Consider the following 16,458-nt stretch of genomic DNA (forward strand, 5'->3'; position numbering starts at 1 on the left):
GAGGGTCCGCCTCAGGCCAGTGGCAGGCGCAGCCAGAACGTGGCGCCCTTGCCCGGTGCCGACTCGGCCCAGATGCGCCCGCCATGGCGCTCGACGATGCGCCCCACGATCGCCAGCCCCACGCCCATACCCGGCACGTCACTGCCCGCATGCAGGCGCTGGAAGAGGCCGAACAGCTTGTCGGCATGGGCCATGTCGAAACCCATGCCGTTGTCGCGCACGAAGTAGGCGCGTTTCTCGGGTGCATAGCCCACCACCAGCTCGGGGTGATCGAGGTGGCGCGAATACTTGAGCGCGTTGTCCATCAGGTTGACGAAGACCTGGCGCAGCAAGGTGGCGTCGCCCAGCGCGGGAGGCAAGGTCTCGATGTGGATGCGCGCATGCGCCACCTGCGGCGCCAGGGTTTCCGCCACCGACTGCGCCAGCGCGCCGACATCCACGGGCACGGCATCGAGATCGACGCGCACCACCCGCAGCAGCTCCAGCATGTCGGTGATCATCTGCCCCATGTTGCGCGAGGAGCGCGCGATGCGCTCGAACATGTCGCGTCCCGACGGACTCAGGCGGCTGGCTTCCTCGTCAAGCACGATCGCTGCAAAGCCGTTGACCGAGCGCAGCGGTGCGCGCAGGTCGTGCGCGATGGAATACGAGATCGCTTCCATGTCGCGCATGGAGCGTTCAAGCTGGTCGGTTCTCGCGGCTACCCGCTGCTCCAGGCTGGCATTGAGCGCGCGCACCTGTTCCTGCGCGGCCACGCGCTCGGTGATATCCAGGTGCGTGCCCGACATGAACACCGCGCGGTCCTGGGCGTCGCGCTCGTGCACCCTGCCACGCGTGTTGACCCAGATCCAGTGGCCGGCCTTGTGCCGCATGCGGATGTCGCACTCGTAGAAGGGCAAGGCACCGGCCAGATGCCGGTCGCGGATGTCGTCGGCGCGCTTGAGATCGTCGGGGTGCACCAGGGCCTCCCAGGTCTCGTAGCGCACCGGTTGCAGCTCGGCCAGCGTGTAGCCCAGCATCTCCGCCCAGCGCTCGTTCACCGTGAGCGTGTGATTGATGAGGTTGGTCTCCCAGATGCCGGGGCGTGTGGCTTCGAGCACCCAGGCCAGGCGCTGGCGCTCGCCACGCAAGGCCTCCTGGGCCTCGATGTAGGAAGTGACGTCGGCATAGGTGCGCACCATGCCGCCATCGGGCAGGCGGCGCGAACGGATCTCCAGCGCACGGCCATCGCGCGTGCGGCGCCAGTAGTGCTCGGGCGTTTTCTGGTTCGGCGAGTAACCCACGAACTCCCGCAGGTCCGGTTCCACCCATGCCAGGCCCGGGCCGAAATCACCGCGCTCGCGCTGGTACTGGATGACATCGTCCATGTGCGGCCGTGACTTGAACAGGGCTTCCGGCAGATCGAGCAATTCCAGCATGCGGTGGTTGTAGACGGTGACCCGTCCCTGGGCATCCACCCGGGTCAGCCCCTGGCTGATGCTGTCGAGCGCGATCTGCAAGGCGTTGCTTTTCTCGGCAAGCTGGGCACTGGTGGTTTCCAGCTCCGCGCGGGTGCGCTGCGCATCGGCATGGCCGCGCCAGGCCATCACCAGCTGGCGCACCGCGCCCAGCAAGGGCTGCAGGAACTCGATGTCGTCCTCGCTGTAGCCGCCCGGCTGGTTGGCCAGGCCCACCATGGCCACCAGGCGATCACCCACGGCAAGTGGAACCCCGAGAAACGCCTTCAGCACCGGGTGGCCCGATGGCATGCCACCACCCCGCGGATCGTTGCGCGGGTCGTTGGAAATCACCCACTCGCCCGTGGTCATGGCCGCGCCGAACAGCGTCTTCAGATTGCGGAACTCCATGCCCCCCGCCAGCTGCTGTTCGTGCATGCGACGCGAACTGTCGTCCCATGAAATGTCGGTGATGGCGTGGGTGCGAAGAAAGGGTTGATCCTGGTCGTCGTAGTGGACCTCGCCCACAAAACCGTACGCGCTGCGCGTGACGGACAGGAACGCGTCGAGCAGGCCCTCGAAAGCCTTGCGCTTCTCGTCGGCTTCGATGAACACAGCCTGCGCCAGCCGCACCGCTTCGAGCATGCGATGCTGATGCTCCAGCTTCTGCGCCGCCATGAGCGCGTCGGTGACGTCGGTCGTGAACCCGTGCCAGACCACCGACCCATCGTCTTCTCGCTGCGGCACCGCCTCGACGTTGAACCAGCGCGTGCCCTGAACCGGCAGGCACACCCGGTACGTGTGGCGAAAGACGCCGAGCGTGCGCGCCGACCCGGCCAGCCCGTGCAAGACCCCCGCGCGGTCGTCCGGGTGGATGCGCATGAAGTAGGGTCGGAAGCTTTCGTGCAGGGCTTCGGGTTCGAGTTCGAGCATGCGGCGCACCGCATCACTCACGTAGGAGAAATGGCTGCTGCCATCCGGCCGCAGGCGTGCCTGGTACATCAGGCCGGGTACGTGCGCGGCGATGTTCTGCAACAGCCGCAACTGCTCGGCCAGCCGCTCGCTGGCTTCGCGCTCGGGCGTGATGTCCTGCACCACGCCAAAGTCCGTCTGCGGGTTGCCGGCCACCATGGTCCGGCCGATGCGGGTGCGAAAGCGGCGCTGCTCTCCGTCGGGTCGCGACCAGCGAAATTCAACCTCTCGCCCGTCCATGGCCGCACGGGCCGCGAGCCAGGCCGGCTTGTCTTCGGGGTGAATGCCCGACCGCCCATCCGAGCGGCGGATCACGTCGCTTGGCTCCAGACCGGCGATTTCGTAAAGGCCAGCCGACCAGACAACGTCCTGCTCATTGGGGGCGTTGGTCCAGTGTCCGACGCCAGCCATCTTTTCCATCGCTGCGTGCAGCTCCACCTGTTGCTGCAGGCGCAGGTTGGCCTCGCGCAGCGCCTGCTCGCTCTGCTCGCGGGCCTCCTCGGCCTCGAACTCCCGGGTGGCCTCGGTCAGGTAGACCAGCATCGCGGGCTCGCCCGCCACCTCCATCAAGGTGGTGTGCAGGCGCACGCGGTGCGTCACCCCGTCGCGCAGGCGCAGGTACTGCACCAGGTCGTTCGCGGGCAGGCGGCTCAGATAGCGTTCGCGATCGTCGGTACTGAGCCAGTGCCCCAGTTCGACCGTCGTGCGGCCGATGGCGTCCTCGCGGCGCAGGCCGGTGAGCGCCAGCCAGGCATCGTTCACCGCCAGCAGCCGGCCATCCCGCTGCCGCGCGACGCTCGCGGCCAGCGGCGAGGCGCGGAAAAGGGCCTCGAACGGAAGGTCCGGCGGTTCGGGAGCAGTTTCAGCCATGCGCGCCTGAAAGGGTGGTCGTGGGGGGTATCAAGGCACAAATTGTGCCGGACGGCGCGGAGCAAGCGTCAGGCGGGCGGACTGCTACATTGCATGGCTCACCCCTCACCGGCAGGCGGTCTGAAATAATCCCCGGATGCCCGACACCCCCACACCAGACGGCCGGCCGGACGAACCCGCCGCGAATACCGACGCGCCCCATGCGCTGCAATACCCCTGCGGCGAGCCGCCCGCACCGGGTGAGGTGCGCGAGGTCGCGCCCGGCGTGCTCTGGCTGCGCATGCCATTGCCGTTCGCGCTCAACCACATCAACCTCTGGGCCGTGGCCGACGAGGACGAGCAAGGCACGGGCTGGGCCGTCATCGACACCGGCACGAAAACGCCCGAGGCGCTGGCCGCCTGGCGCCAGCTGATCGCTGCCGACGGCCCGCTCGCTGCCACACCCCAGGGCGCGCGCATCACGCGCATTTTCTGCACGCACATGCACCCGGACCACGTCGGCATGGCGGGCTGGCTCACGCGCAAGTTCCAGTGCCGCCTGTGGATGACGCGACTCGAATACCTGACCTGCCGCACCCTGGTGGGCGACACCGGCCGCGAAGCCCCCGACGAGGCGATTCATTTCTACCGCCAGATGGGCTGGAACGAGGAGGCGCTGGACATCTACCGCACCCGCTTTGGTGGCTATGGCAAGTACATGCATGCGCTGCCCGACAGCTTCCGGCGCCTGAGCGACGGCGAGACGCTGCGCATCGGCGCGCACGACTGGCGCGTGGTGGTCGGGCGCGGGCACTCGCCCGAACACGCCTGCCTGGTCAGCGAAGCACTCGGCGTGCTGGTCTCGGGCGACCAGGTGCTGCCGCGCATCTCGTCGAACGTGAGCGTGTTCCCGACCGAGCCCGACGCCGACCCGCTGGGCGACTGGATCGCCAGCATCGAACACCTGCGCGCCACGCTGAGCGACGATCTGCTGGTACTGCCGGCCCACGGCGAGCCGTTCCGGGGCCTGCACGCGCGCCTGAACCGCCTGGCGCAGGGGCACGAGCGCGGCCTGCAGCGGCTGCGGCGCAGCCTGGCCGAATCGCCCAAGCGCACGATCGACGTCTTCGGGGCGCTGTTCGCGCGTTCGATCGACAACAGTGGCGAGCTGCTGGGCATGGCCACTGGCGAAGGCGTGGCCCACCTCAACCATCTGCTGACCCGGGGCGAGGCCGTGCGGGAGACAGGTGCCGACGGCGTGTACCGCTACCGCATGAAGTGAGCTTGAGCTGGCGCCCCAGCCCGGATCGCTCACGCGTCCGGGTCGCTCAGGGTAACCAGCAGCTGGATGACCTCGGCGCACTCTTCCTCGATGCGCGCGATCCGGCCCATGTCCATGCCGCTGCTGGCGGCGGCGCGAATCGATTCGGTCTGCTCCAGGATGGCGGTCATGCGCTCGAACAGCTCCGAGGTGATGGCGTCGGTTCGTTGTGCCGCGGGGTCCGATGACGGCCGGGGCGCCGGTGCCGACACGGGTGCCGCTGCGGTGGGTTGATCGGACTTGAAGCTGAAGTCACCGTGCGCCGACAGGCTCAGCTCGATGGTTTCCATCTCCGGCGGATTGAGAATCTGGTCGACCCGCTCGCGGATCAGTTGCCGGTCGATCGGCTTGACGAAGAAGTCCACCGCGCCCAGCGCCATCGCCCGCTTGCGGTACACGTCGTCGGAGTGCGAGGTGACCATGATCACCTGGGTGCCGCGGTTCTTCGGGTTGCGGCGCATCTGTTCAATGACCTCGTAGCCGTTCATGTCCGGCATGTCGACGTCAACCAGCATCACGTCGGGTGTGTGGGTGTCGAGCTTCTTGAGCGCATCCACACCCCGCACCGCGAAATGCAGCTGTGCCACGTCCAGCAGCGTGCGCGCCAGCACGTGGACCAGGCTGGGGTCGTCGTCGACGATCAGGATCTTGCGACGCGACGGGGATGCGGCGGAAACGGTGACACTCATGTGAGGCTCCTGGCGAAAGGGCCCAGCGGTGCGCAACACGGGGACGGCCTTGCGCCCCCGGACAGGACGCACTGCCTGGGCATGTCCCGACATGATCGCACCCTGCGCGGGCGGGGTAGGCACCAAAAAGACCGGTGATTGCCCCGCAATCGGGCGCCTTGCGCCTTGCGCCCTGTCCACGCGTGACCGAACGCTGGAAATGAACCGCTGCGGGCTTTCTTATCAGGCCGATGCCCGCCAGCGCAGCGCCCACACTGTTCACGATGAACATCCGCGAACTGCTTCCCGGGCCGGGCCGGGGAGGCCTGAGCCTCACGGTCGTGATCCTGTGCCTCGGCGTCATGGTCAGCGGCATCGCCGCCTATTCGCTCGCCGACCGCGCGCAGGCACAGGCTCGCACCGAGTTCGGGCGCAAGAGCGAACTCATCGCCAACGAGATCATTCAGCGGCTGACCATGCCGACCTACGGCCTCAACGGCGCCCGTGGCGCCTTTGCCGCGAGCCAGCAGGTGCAGCGCGGGGAGTTCGAAGCCTATGTCGCCTCGCGCGACCTTCCCCGCGAGTTTCCAGGCAGCCGCGGATTCGGCTATGTGGAGCGGATCGCGCGTGGCGATCTGGACACGTTCCTGAGCGAGGTCCGCGCAGACGGTGCGCCCGGGTTCGTGCTGCGCCAGTTCCAGGAGAAGGATCGGGACACGCTGTACATCGTGCGCTACATCGAACCCAGCGCGTTGAACCCCGACTCCCAGGGTATCGACCTGGGCAGCTCGGCGGTGTCGCGCGAGGTGATCGAACGCGCCATCACCACCGGAGACACCACGCTCAGCCCGCCCCTGCCGATCACGCGCAATGGTGTGAGGTCGCAGGGCTTCCTGCTGTTCGTGCCGGTGTACACGGGCGCCACGACTCCGCCCACCGAGGCCGAGCGCAAGGCCAGCCTGCGTGGCGTGCTGTATGCGCCCCTGATCGCCAGCGAGCTGTTCGACGAAATCCTGGGGCTGACCAACGACCTGGTGACCTTCGAGCTCTACACGGGTCACGGAGCACCTGCGCCGGAAACCTGGGTGGCCGGTTACCACGTGATCGACCAGGGCCAGGGTGTGGTCACCACCCGCGAGCCGCGGCTGGCCCCTGCCAGCCGGTTCTCGCAGCAGCTTCACATTCACGTGCACGGGCAGCCCTTCACCATCCAGACCAGCAGCACACCGGCTCTGGAGCGTGCGGTGCCGTGGCAGCCCGCGGCGCTGGTGCTGGCCATCGGCCTGCTGCTGACCGCGCTGCTGGCCCGCATGGCGTCTCAATCGGTGCACGCGCGGCTGCGCGCGGAGGCGCTTGCGCGCTCCATGACGGTCGACCTCGAGCGGCTGGCGGTGGTGGCGCGACGCACCTCCGACGCGGTGCTGATCACCGACCTGAACAGGTGCATCACCTGGGTCAACGCAGGCTTCGAGCGCACCAGCGGCTACACGGCCGACGAGGTGATCGGGCGCCGGCCCGGCAGCTTCCTGGAGTCGGAGCGGAACGATCCGGCTGAAGTCGCGCGGCTCAGGCAGGCCATGGAGACCGGTGCACAGTTCAACGGTGAAATACTCAACCGCGCCAGGGACGGGCGTGAATACTGGGTCGAGGTGGAGATCCAGCCGCTGCTGACCGACGGCGGTGAATGGCTGGGCTACATGGCGATCGAGAGCGACATCACCGAGCGCAAGCAGGCCCAGCAACTCCTGGCCAGCTACAGCGAGCGTTTCCAGCTTGCCAGCGACGCCGCCCGGCTGGGTGTCTGGGAACTCGATCTGGGCACGCGCAACGCGATCTGGGACGAGTGGACGTACCGCCTGTACGGGGCCCGACCCGAGGAAGGCGACCCCATGACCATCTGGGCACAGCGCGTGCCGCCCGACCAGCGCGAACGCGTCAAGGCGGTCGTTGCCGAGGCCATTGCAGGTGACGGCCGTTGCTCGATCGAGTTCCACATCCGGCTGCCCGGAGGGGAAGCGCGTTACCTGCAAGCTACCGCCCGCGTCATGCGTGACGCCGGCGAACGCCCGTCGCGCATGGTCGGGGTGATCATCGACGTGAGCGAACGCCGCCGCAACGAGGAGGCCCTGCGCTCCAGCCGCGCCTTCCTCGACCGCGCCGGGCGCATCGGCGGCATCGGTGGCTGGGAACTCGATCTCGCCACGCGCCAGCTTCGCTGGACCGACCAGACCTGTCGCATCCACGACCTCGAACCCGGCCAGACGCCCAGCCTGGCGGGCGCGATCGCCTGCTACACACCCGAGGCGCGCCCTGTGGTGCAGGCCGCGGTGATCCGCGCTATCGAGGAGGACATGCCGTTCGACCTGGAGCTGCCACTGATCACGGCCACGGGGCGGCGCATCTGGGTGCGCGTGGCCGGTGAACTGGATTCGCGCGATGGCGTGCCGGTCAGCCTGACGGGCGCGCTGCAGGACATCACCGCCAGCAAGGAACTCTCCAGCGCACTGCAGCGCTCCAACGACCTGCTCAGCAGCGTGATAGAAAGCCTTCCTTGCGCGCTCAGCGTGGTCGATGCGCAAGGCGTGCTGGCCATGGCCAACACCGAATTCGGCCACCGGTTCGAACTGCCCGAACACCTGCGCCAGCCCGGCTACAGCCGCTTCGAGGACATCGTGCGCTACAGCGCCGAGCGCGGCGACTACGGGCCGGGCGATGCCGAAGAACAGACACGCTCGGTCATTGCCGAGGCCGTGGCCAACGCAACGGTGCAGCAGTTCGAGCGCACCCTGCCCTCGGGCGGTGTGATCGAGGTGCGCCGCGGGCCCCTGGCCGACGGAGGCTTCGTCAGCACCTACACCGACATCTCGGCCCGCCGCGAGGCCGAGGCCCGCGCGCGCCAGTCCACCGAGCTGATGGCCAGCGCACTGGAAGTCACGGGCGCCGGACTGGCGATCTACAACGAGGCCGACGAACTGGTGTTCTGCAACGACCTCTACAAGGCCCTCGACCCCGAAATGGCCGACCTGTTCGTGCCGCATGCGAAGTACGAGGACATCCTGCGCGCCAGCCTGAGGCGGCAGATGCCGCCGCAAGCCGAGGAACGCCCCGAGGAATGGATCGCCCAGCGCGTGCGCGATCACCGGCTCAGCGGCAACTGGGAGCGGCGCCTGCCCGACGGGCGCACGCTGCGCGTGGTGGAACGCCCCATGCCGGATGGCCACGTCGCGAGCTTTCGCTTCGACATCACCGAACTCGTTCAAACCACCGAGGCCGCGCAGGCCGCCTCGCAGGCCAAGAGCCAGTTCCTGGCGAACATGAGCCACGAGATCCGCACCCCGATGAACGCCATCCTCGGCATGCTCACCTTGCTGCGAAAGACCCCTCTCGGGCCGCGCCAGCTGGACTACGCCAGCAAGACCGAGCGAGCCGCCCGTTCGCTGCTGGGCCTGCTCAACGACATCCTCGACTTCTCCAAGGTCGAGGCCGGCAAGCTCGCGCTCGACCCCCACCCGTTCGAAATCGACCACCTGTTGCGCGATCTGGCCGTCGTGCTCTCGGCCAGCGTGGGCGACAAGGAGATCGACGTCCTGTTCGACATCGATCCCGCCATGCCGTCCGCGCTGGTCGGCGATGCACTGCGCCTGCGCCAGGTGCTCGTCAATCTCGCGGGCAACGCCATCAAGTTCACCGAGCACGGCGAGGTGGCCATCTCGCTGCGCGCCAGGCCGGCCGGGTCCGGCGCGGTGCTGCTGGACGTCGCGGTGCGCGACACGGGCATCGGCATCGCGCCGGAGAACCAGCACCGGATCTTCCAGGGTTTCACCCAGGCCGAGTCGTCCACCACGCGCCGCTTCGGCGGTACCGGCCTGGGCCTGGTGATCAGCCAGCGCCTGGTCGCGCTCATGGGCGGCGAGCTGAGCCTGCACAGCGAGCTGGGCCAGGGCACCTGCTTCAGCTTCTCCATTCCGCTGGACCTGCCCTCGCCCCCGGCGGCGCCAGCCAGTCCGCCCGCTCTGCGTCCCAGACCGCTGGAAGTGCTCATCGTCGACGACAACGCGCTCGCGCGAGACACGCTCTCCAGCATGGCCCGCACCCAGGGCTGGACAGTCCAGACGGCGGAGGGCGGCGCCAGCGCCATCGCGCACCTGCAGCGGGCCGGGCAGACCGGGCGGCGGTTCGACGTGGTCTTCATGGACCTGCACATGCCGGGCATGAATGGCTGGGAGGCGGCCCGCCGCATCCGCGACATGCCGCAGCACCACCCGGACACCCTGCTGATCATGGTGACCGCCCACGGCCGCGAACTCACGGAGAAGCGCGAGCTGCTGGAACAGGGTCTGCTTGACGGTTTCCTGATCAAGCCGGTCACCGCCTCCATGCTCACCGATGCGGTCGTGATCGCATCAGGTGACCCCGCGGGCAACGAGGACACCGCTGCGCACGCGACGGCGCACACGCACGCGCTGGAAGGTCTGCGCATCCTGCTGGTGGAAGACAACGAAACCAACCAGCAGGTGGCCTGCGAGCTGCTGGGCGACGAAGGTGCCACGGTGAGCGTGGCCGCCAACGGCAGGATCGCGGTGGATACGCTGGGCGCGGACAGCGCCGCGTTCGATGTGGTCCTGATGGACCTGCAGATGCCCGTGATGGACGGCTTCGCGGCAACCCACTGCATCCGCCAGGAACTCGGCCTGACCGACCTGCCCGTGATCGCCATGACCGCCAACGCCATGGCCAGCGACCGCGACGCCTGCCTGGCAGCGGGCATGAACGACCACGTGGGCAAACCCTTCGACCTCGACGCCCTGATCCAGACCCTGCGGCGGCACACTGGTCACTCGCCCGTCCCGCGCAACGGCCATGCCACGCCGCGCGCCGACGCCACGCTGCCGCCGGCACTGCGCACGCGTGCAGCGGCGGCCGGTGTCGAGATGGACGCCGCGATCCGGCGACTGGGCGGCAGCGTCAAGGCCTACACCCGCTTTCTGGAACGCTTCGCCAGCGAGCACGCCCGGCAACTCGGTGAACTCGATGCCGCCGTGGCGGCCGGCAACTTCAAGAGCGGCGCGCGCGTGGCGCACACGCTCAAGGGACTGGCCGCCACCCTGGGCATCCAGCCCCTGGTGGAACTCAGCCTGCAGGCCGAGCAGGCCCTGGCAGCGGCGCACGACGACGCCAGCACCCGGGAGCCGGTACAAGCCCTCAGGGCACATTCACTGGACGCCGTGCGGGAACTGCTGCAGGCCTTGAAGGCGGCGAGCGGCGCGGTGGCCCCAGCGCCGGACGCGCAGGACACGCCATTGGCCGGCCTGACCCTCCTCGTGGTCGACGACAGCGACATCCAGCTCGACATCGCGGGGCACCTGCTGGTGCGCATGGGCGCGCAGGTCGTCACCGAGGCATCCGGCGAAGGCGCGCTGCAACGGCTGGGCGAGCGCAGCATCCAGGTCGACGCGGTGCTCATGGACGTGCAGATGCCCGGCATGGATGGCCTGGAGGCCACCCGCCGCCTGCGCGCACTGCCCGGCCTGTCGGCATTGCCGGTGATTGCGCTGAGCGCCGGCGACCTGCCCGAGGAGCGCGCCGCCGCCCTGAGCGCGGGCATGACCGGCTTCCTCGCCAAGCCGCTGGACCGCCTGGCGCTGCAGCAAGCGCTGCGCGCGCTCGCGCCCTCGGTCCCCGGCGCACCACCGGCGCCCCCACCGCCCCCGCCGCAGGAAGCGCAGGCCGCGCTCCCGGTGTTCGATCTGCACGCCGCGCTGGACCGCCTGGGCGGCGACGAGGCGCTGCTGGTGCGCACGCTGCGCCGCATGTTCGACGAGTTCGGCTCGCTGGGTCGTGAGAGCTGGCCTGTTCAGATGGACAGCGCGGGCCGGCAGGCTCTGGCCTCCCGCATGCACAAGCTCAAGGGCATCGCCGGCACGGTGGAAGCGCGCGTGCTGCACGCCTCGGCCGACGCCATCGAGCGACTGCTGCGCCAGGACGCGGACGAGGCCACGCTGGCGCCAGCATGGCAGGCACTTGGCCCGGCCATCACCGCGCTGGACCAGGCCACGCACGCGTTGCGTCAGCGCCAGGTGCCTGCGGCGGAGAACACTTCGGCGCACGCGCCTGCGCTCGATGACGCACAGCTGGCATTGTTCCGCCAGATGCTGCAGAACCAGGACCTGGACGCACTGGGCTTCTTTGCCGAACACCTGACCGCACTGCGCCAGCGCCTCGGCATCGACACCACAGAGCGCATCGAGCAACTGCTCGACGGCCTGGGCTTCGAGGAAGCCGCCCAGCTCATTGCGCACCCCGCGGCCGGTTGAACCCGGGGTTGCGCGGCTCGGGGGTTCTGTTCAGGGCTTCTTCTTCGCGCCCCGTTGCGGCGGCACGGGCGCGTCGGGCGCACCACGAGGCTTCGCGCCGCTGGTGGACGCACGCGGCGGAGGCACCGGTGCATCGACCGCCGCGCCCGGGTCTTCCTCGCCCGCCACCGACGCCAGCAGGTCGCTGGTGGCGGCGGGATTCGATGGTGCGGGCGAAGGCGCGGGCAGGCGGATGGTGCGGCTCATGGTGCACGGGTAGGCAAAGGGCGCTCCCGCCATCCTACGCCTGCCAGGGTGCTCCCGCGACCCCCATTCAGGGCGCTTCCCGCATGCAGGCACACCCTCTCCCCGGAAGGATCCTGCTGGCAACAGCGGCCGCCGGCCGGGCCATCCCCTAAGATAGGGTCCCGCCATTGGCCGGGTTGGCCAGCGCGGGTCGGCGGTGATGCCAAACCCCGGAGATCAGGGGCCGGCACCGGCCCGGCACGCACCGATGAACACTGCAATTTCCCCCCTGTCACCGGCTGCGGCCGACCTCTCTGCGCACACGCCCATGATGCAGCAGTACCTCGGCCTCAAGGCCGGGCATCCGGACACGCTGCTGTTCTACCGCATGGGCGATTTCTACGAGCTGTTCTTCGGCGATGCCGAGAAGGCCGCGCGCCTGCTCGACATCACGCTGACGCAACGCGGGCAGTCGGCCGGCCAGCCGGTGGTCATGGCCGGTGTGCCTTTCCACTCGGTCGATACCTACCTGGCGCGCCTGATCAAACTGGGCGAATCGGTCGCCATCTGCGAGCAGGTGGGCGACGTGGCCACGGCCAAGGGGCCGGTGGAGCGCAAGGTGGTGCGCGTGGTCACGCCCGGCACGCTGACCGACAGCGAACTGCTCTCCGACAAGACCGAGGCGGTGCTGATGGCCGTGCACCCGGGCGCACGCACCGGCTGCGGCCTGGCCTGGATGTCGGTCACTCAGGGCATCGTGTTCCTCGCGCAGTGCGCCAGCGACGAGCTGGCCGACTGGGTGGCGCGCGTGGCACCGGGCGAAGTCCTCTACAGCGCCGAGGCCACGCCGGCGTTCGAAAAACACGTGCAGTCGCTGGCCGGCCAGGCCGGCAACAATGGCGCGCGGCTGGTGGCGGTGCTGCGCCCGGCCTGGGCCTTCGACGCGGCGCTGGGCCAGCGCAAGCTGCTGGAACAGTTGCAGGCCGCCAGCCTGGCCGCCTGGGACGCGCAGGACATGCCCGACGCCCACGCCGCCGCATCCGCCCTGCTGAACTACGCCGAGCACACGCAGGGCCGCGCCCTCACCCACGTGGCCAGCCTGCAGGTGGCGCGCAGCGGCGAGCGCATCGATCTGCCGCTCAACACCCGGCGCAACCTCGAACTGGTGCAGACGCTTCGCGGCGAGTCCAGCCCCACGCTGTTCTCGCTGCTCGACGTGTGCTGCACCGGCATGGGCAGCCGTGCGCTGCGCAACTGGTTGCTGGAGCCCCGGCGCGATCGCGGCGAGGCGCGTGCGCGCCTGGCCGCCATCGACACGCTGCGCGGTGGCCTGTGGCAGGGCCTGCGCCAGTCGCTCAAGGGCGCCAGCGACGTGGAGCGCATCACCGCGCGCACCGCGCTGCGCCAGGTCAAGCCGCGCGAACTCGTCGGCCTGGGGCAGACGCTGGAGCGCGCCTTGCAACTGGCCCGCCAGCTCGGAGCACAGCCCGAGGGCAGCCTGTTGCACGGCATTGCCGCCCACCTCACGCCGCCGGCTGGCTGCGCCGGGCTGCTGCGCGCCGCCCTGCTGCCCGAACCCGCCGCGCTGGTGCGCGACGGCGGTGTGATCGCCGACGGCTTCGACGCCGAGCTCGACGAGCTGCGCGGCATCCAGAACCACAGCGACGCCTTCCTGATCGAGCTGGAGCAGCGCGAACGCGCGCGCACCGGCATCGCCAACCTGCGCGTGCAGTTCAACAAGGTGCACGGCTTCTACATCGAGGTCACGCAGGGCCAGGCGGCCAAGGTGCCCGACGACTACCGCCGCCGCCAGACACTGAAGAACGCCGAACGTTTCATCACCCCCGAGCTCAAGGCTTTCGAGGACAAGGCGCTCTCCGCGCAGGACCGCGCGCTGGCGCGCGAGAAATGGCTCTACGAGCAGTTGCTCGACGGGCTGCAGGCTTTCGTGGCACCGCTCACGCAGCTCGCGCGCGCCATGGCCACGCTGGACGCGCTGTGCGCCCTGACCGAACGCGCGCTCACGCTGAACTGGTGCGCGCCGCAGTTCGTCGCCGAACCCTGCATCGAGATCCGCGGCGGCCGCCACCCGGTGGTGGAGGCGCGCCTGAACGAAACCAGCGGCGGCAGCTTCATCGCCAACGACACGGTGCTCGGTCCGAAGCAGCGCATGCAGGTCATCACCGGCCCCAACATGGGCGGCAAGAGCACCTACATGCGCCAGGTCGCGGTGATCGTGCTGCTCGCGAGCATGGGCAGCCACGTGCCTGCGGTCTCGTGCCGGCTGGGCCCGATCGATGCCATCCACACCCGCATCGGCGCGGCCGACGACCTGGCCAACGCGCAGTCCACCTTCATGGTCGAGATGACCGAAGCCGCGCAGATCCTGCACGCCGCCACCCCCGAAAGCCTGGTGCTGATGGACGAGATCGGCCGCGGCACCTCCACCTTCGACGGCCTGGCACTGGCCGGCGGCATCGCCACCCACCTGCACGACAGGTCGCGCGCCTTCACGCTGTTCGCCACCCACTACTTCGAACTCACCGAGTTCCCGGCCAACCACCACGCGGCGGTGAACGTGCACGTGAGCGCGGTGGAAGCCGGTGGCAAGGGCGGTGGCGGCATCGTCTTCCTGCACCAGATCGAGCCCGGGCCGGCCAGCCGCAGCTATGGCATCCAGGTCGCGCGCCTGGCCGGTGTGCCCGCCGGCGTGGTGCAGCATGCGCGCCACGCGCTGGCCGCGCTGGAGGCACAGAGCGATGAAAGCCGCAGCCAGGTCGACCTTTTCGCGCCCCCACCTGCGACACTGGAGCCCGAGACCCACCCCCTGCAGGCCGCGATGCAGCAGATCGACCCCGACACCCTGAGCCCGCGCGAAGCGCTGGAACAGCTCTACACCCTCAAGAAATTGGCCAGTTCCTCATGACTTACTGCGTCGCCGTCAAGCTCAACGCCGGCATGGTCTTCCTCTCGGACTCGCGCACCAACGCGGGCCTGGACCAGATCAGCACCTTCCGCAAGATGATCGTCTACGAGAAGCCGGGCGAGCGCTTCATGTGCCTGCTCTCGGCCGGCAACCTGAGCGTGTCGCAATCGGTGCGCGAGATCCTGCAGGTCGAACAGGTGGTCGATCACGAAGGCGGCGAGCCCATCACGATCTGGAACGCCAGGAGCATGTTCGATGCCGCGCGCGTGCTGGGCGCTGCGGTGCGCCACATCTACGAACGCGACGGCGACTCGCTGCAGCGCGCCGGCGTGGAGTTCAACGTGTCCATGATCTTCGGTGGCCAGATCCAGGGCGAGGGCATGCGCCTGTTCCAGGTCTACTCGGCCGGCAACTTCATCGAGGCCACGTCGGAGACGCCGTTCTTCCAGGTCGGCGAATCCAAGTACGGCAAGCCGGTGCTGGACCGCGTGATCACACCCACCACGCCGCTGGACGAAGCCGCCAAATGCGTGCTGGTGTCGATGGATTCGACGCTCAAGTCCAACCTGTCGGTGGGCCTGCCACTGGATCTCGCGGTCTATGAGGTCAACCGCCTGCAGTCCGACAAGATCACCTGCATCGACGACAACAACCCCTACTTCCGCATGCTGCACAACACCTGGGGCCAGAAGCTGCGCGAGGTTTTCGACAGCATCGAGGACCCGACCTGGAACGGCGGGCACACCGAAGTTCCGCTGCTGTGCGACAACCCGCGCGCGCGGCCGCTGCGCAAGATCACGAACGCGAGCGAAAAGCTGATCTGAAAAAAAGCATGTCGCTGATCATCTTCTCCCACGCCAACAGTTTCCCCGCCAGTACCTACGCCGTTCTTTTCAAGTCCCTGCGCTCGCGTGGTCACACGGTGCGCGCGGTGGACCGTTTCGGCCACGACCCGCGCTACCCCGTCACCAGCAACTGGCCGCACCTGGTGCAACAACTGGCCGACTTTGCCAGCCCCGAGATCGAGGGCCACGGCGACGGCGCCTGGCTGGTGGGGCATTCGCTGGGCGGGTTCCTGAGCCTGATGTGCGCCGCGCGCCACCCCGTGCTGGGTGGTCATCCGGTCAAGGGGGTGCTGCTGATCGATTCACCGGTGCTCGGCGGCTGGCGCGCCCGCACGCTGGAGCTGGTCAAGCGCACGCAGCTGGTGGGCTCCATCTCGCCCGGCAAGGTGAGCCGCGGACGCCGCCGCAGCTGGCCCGACGCGGAGGCGGTCCATGCGCACTTCAGCGGCAAGAAGGCCTTTGCCGACTGGGACCCACAGGTGCTGCGCGACTACATCGACCATGGCACGCGCGACGAGATCGACGCGCAAGGCCATACCCACCGCGTGCTCGCCTTCGAGCGCGAGGTGGAGACCGCCATCTACAACACCCTGCCCCACAATCTCGACCGCCTGCTGCGCCGCCATCCACTGCAATGCCCGGTCGGCTTCATTGGCGGCACGCGATCGCTGGAAATGCAGCAGGTCGGCATGGCCATGACGAACCGCCTGGTGGACACGCGCCACCCCGGGCGCAAGACCCTGGTCGAGGGCAGCCATCTCTTCCCCATGGAGCGGCCACTGGAAACCGCCGCAGCGATCGAATCCACATTGCGTGCGTTGGGTCACGCACCATGAACCACCCGCGGGCAGATACGGACGCGAAGAATGGGCCGGCTCCGGTATAACCACCGCTGCCGTCCA

8 protein-coding genes are annotated in these 16,458 nt (G+C 68.9%); 5 read left to right on the top strand and 3 right to left on the bottom strand.

All coding sequences use genetic code 11. From position 1 onward, the window contains the following. Positions 1-11: 11 nt before the first annotated feature. The gene (locus tag K5880_RS00430) at positions 12-3,278 is read right to left on the bottom strand and encodes a PAS domain-containing protein (protein ID WP_297647195.1); all 3,267 of its coding nucleotides are present in this window, start codon (positions 3,276-3,278) and stop codon (positions 12-14) included. A gap of 136 nt (positions 3,279-3,414) precedes the next feature. Here K5880_RS00430 and K5880_RS00435 point away from each other — a divergent pair, with 136 nt between their 5' ends. Beyond that, positions 3,415-4,539, top strand: a complete 1,125-nt coding sequence (locus K5880_RS00435) for an MBL fold metallo-hydrolase (protein ID WP_297647197.1) — start codon at positions 3,415-3,417, stop codon at positions 4,537-4,539. Between the two features lie 29 nt (positions 4,540-4,568). Here K5880_RS00435 and K5880_RS00440 read toward each other — a convergent pair whose 3' ends face one another. Further along, positions 4,569-5,267 carry a response regulator gene (locus K5880_RS00440; RefSeq protein ID WP_297647200.1) on the bottom strand — a complete coding sequence of 233 codons (699 nt, stop codon included), beginning with the start codon at positions 5,265-5,267 and terminating at the stop codon, positions 4,569-4,571. Between the two features lie 263 nt (positions 5,268-5,530). Here K5880_RS00440 and K5880_RS00445 point away from each other — a divergent pair, with 263 nt between their 5' ends. After that, positions 5,531-11,560: a response regulator gene (locus K5880_RS00445; protein ID WP_297647202.1), complete on the top strand. Its 6,030-nt coding sequence runs from the start codon at positions 5,531-5,533 to the stop codon at positions 11,558-11,560. A gap of 30 nt (positions 11,561-11,590) precedes the next feature. On the opposite strand, the gene K5880_RS00450 is transcribed toward K5880_RS00445, so the two are convergent. Beyond that, positions 11,591-11,806 carry a hypothetical protein gene (locus K5880_RS00450; protein ID WP_297647205.1) on the bottom strand — a complete coding sequence of 72 codons (216 nt, stop codon included), beginning with the start codon at positions 11,804-11,806 and terminating at the stop codon, positions 11,591-11,593. Positions 11,807-12,053: 247 nt separating this feature from the next. Here K5880_RS00450 and mutS point away from each other — a divergent pair, with 247 nt between their 5' ends. The 3 genes from mutS to K5880_RS00465 are packed head-to-tail and all read left to right on the top strand — an operon-like array spanning position 12,054 to position 16,392. After that, positions 12,054-14,711, top strand: a complete 2,658-nt coding sequence (mutS, locus tag K5880_RS00455) for a DNA mismatch repair protein MutS (protein ID WP_297647208.1) — start codon at positions 12,054-12,056, stop codon at positions 14,709-14,711. After that, positions 14,708-15,535: a proteasome-type protease gene (locus K5880_RS00460; protein WP_297647210.1), complete on the top strand. Its 828-nt coding sequence runs from the start codon at positions 14,708-14,710 to the stop codon at positions 15,533-15,535. The genes mutS and K5880_RS00460 overlap by 4 nt, the downstream gene beginning before the upstream one ends. 8 nt (positions 15,536-15,543) lie before the next feature. After that, on the top strand, positions 15,544-16,392 hold the full coding sequence (locus K5880_RS00465; RefSeq protein ID WP_297647213.1) for an alpha/beta hydrolase: 849 nt from the start codon (positions 15,544-15,546) through the stop codon (positions 16,390-16,392). The last annotated feature ends 66 nt before the right edge of the window (positions 16,393-16,458 follow it).

Origin of the sequence: Hydrogenophaga sp. (genome assembly GCF_025699295.1) — a bacterium.
Lineage (GTDB): Bacteria > Pseudomonadota > Gammaproteobacteria > Burkholderiales > Burkholderiaceae_C > Hydrogenophaga.

Excerpts from the sequence above, each read along its gene's own strand:
- K5880_RS00465 (WP_297647213.1), top strand. The coding sequence starts at position 15,544 with ATGTCGCTGATCATCTTCTCCCACGCCAACAGTTTCCCCGCCAGTACC.
- mutS (WP_297647208.1), top strand. The coding sequence starts at position 12,054 with ATGAACACTGCAATTTCCCCCCTGTCACCGGCTGCGGCCGACCTCTCT.
- K5880_RS00460 (WP_297647210.1), top strand. The coding sequence starts at position 14,708 with ATGACTTACTGCGTCGCCGTCAAGCTCAACGCCGGCATGGTCTTCCTC.
- K5880_RS00440 (WP_297647200.1), bottom strand. The coding sequence starts at position 5,267 with ATGAGTGTCACCGTTTCCGCCGCATCCCCGTCGCGTCGCAAGATCCTG.
- K5880_RS00445 (WP_297647202.1), top strand. The coding sequence starts at position 5,531 with ATGAACATCCGCGAACTGCTTCCCGGGCCGGGCCGGGGAGGCCTGAGC.
- K5880_RS00430 (WP_297647195.1), bottom strand. The coding sequence starts at position 3,278 with ATGGCTGAAACTGCTCCCGAACCGCCGGACCTTCCGTTCGAGGCCCTT.
- K5880_RS00450 (WP_297647205.1), bottom strand. The coding sequence starts at position 11,806 with ATGAGCCGCACCATCCGCCTGCCCGCGCCTTCGCCCGCACCATCGAAT.
- K5880_RS00435 (WP_297647197.1), top strand. The coding sequence starts at position 3,415 with ATGCCCGACACCCCCACACCAGACGGCCGGCCGGACGAACCCGCCGCG.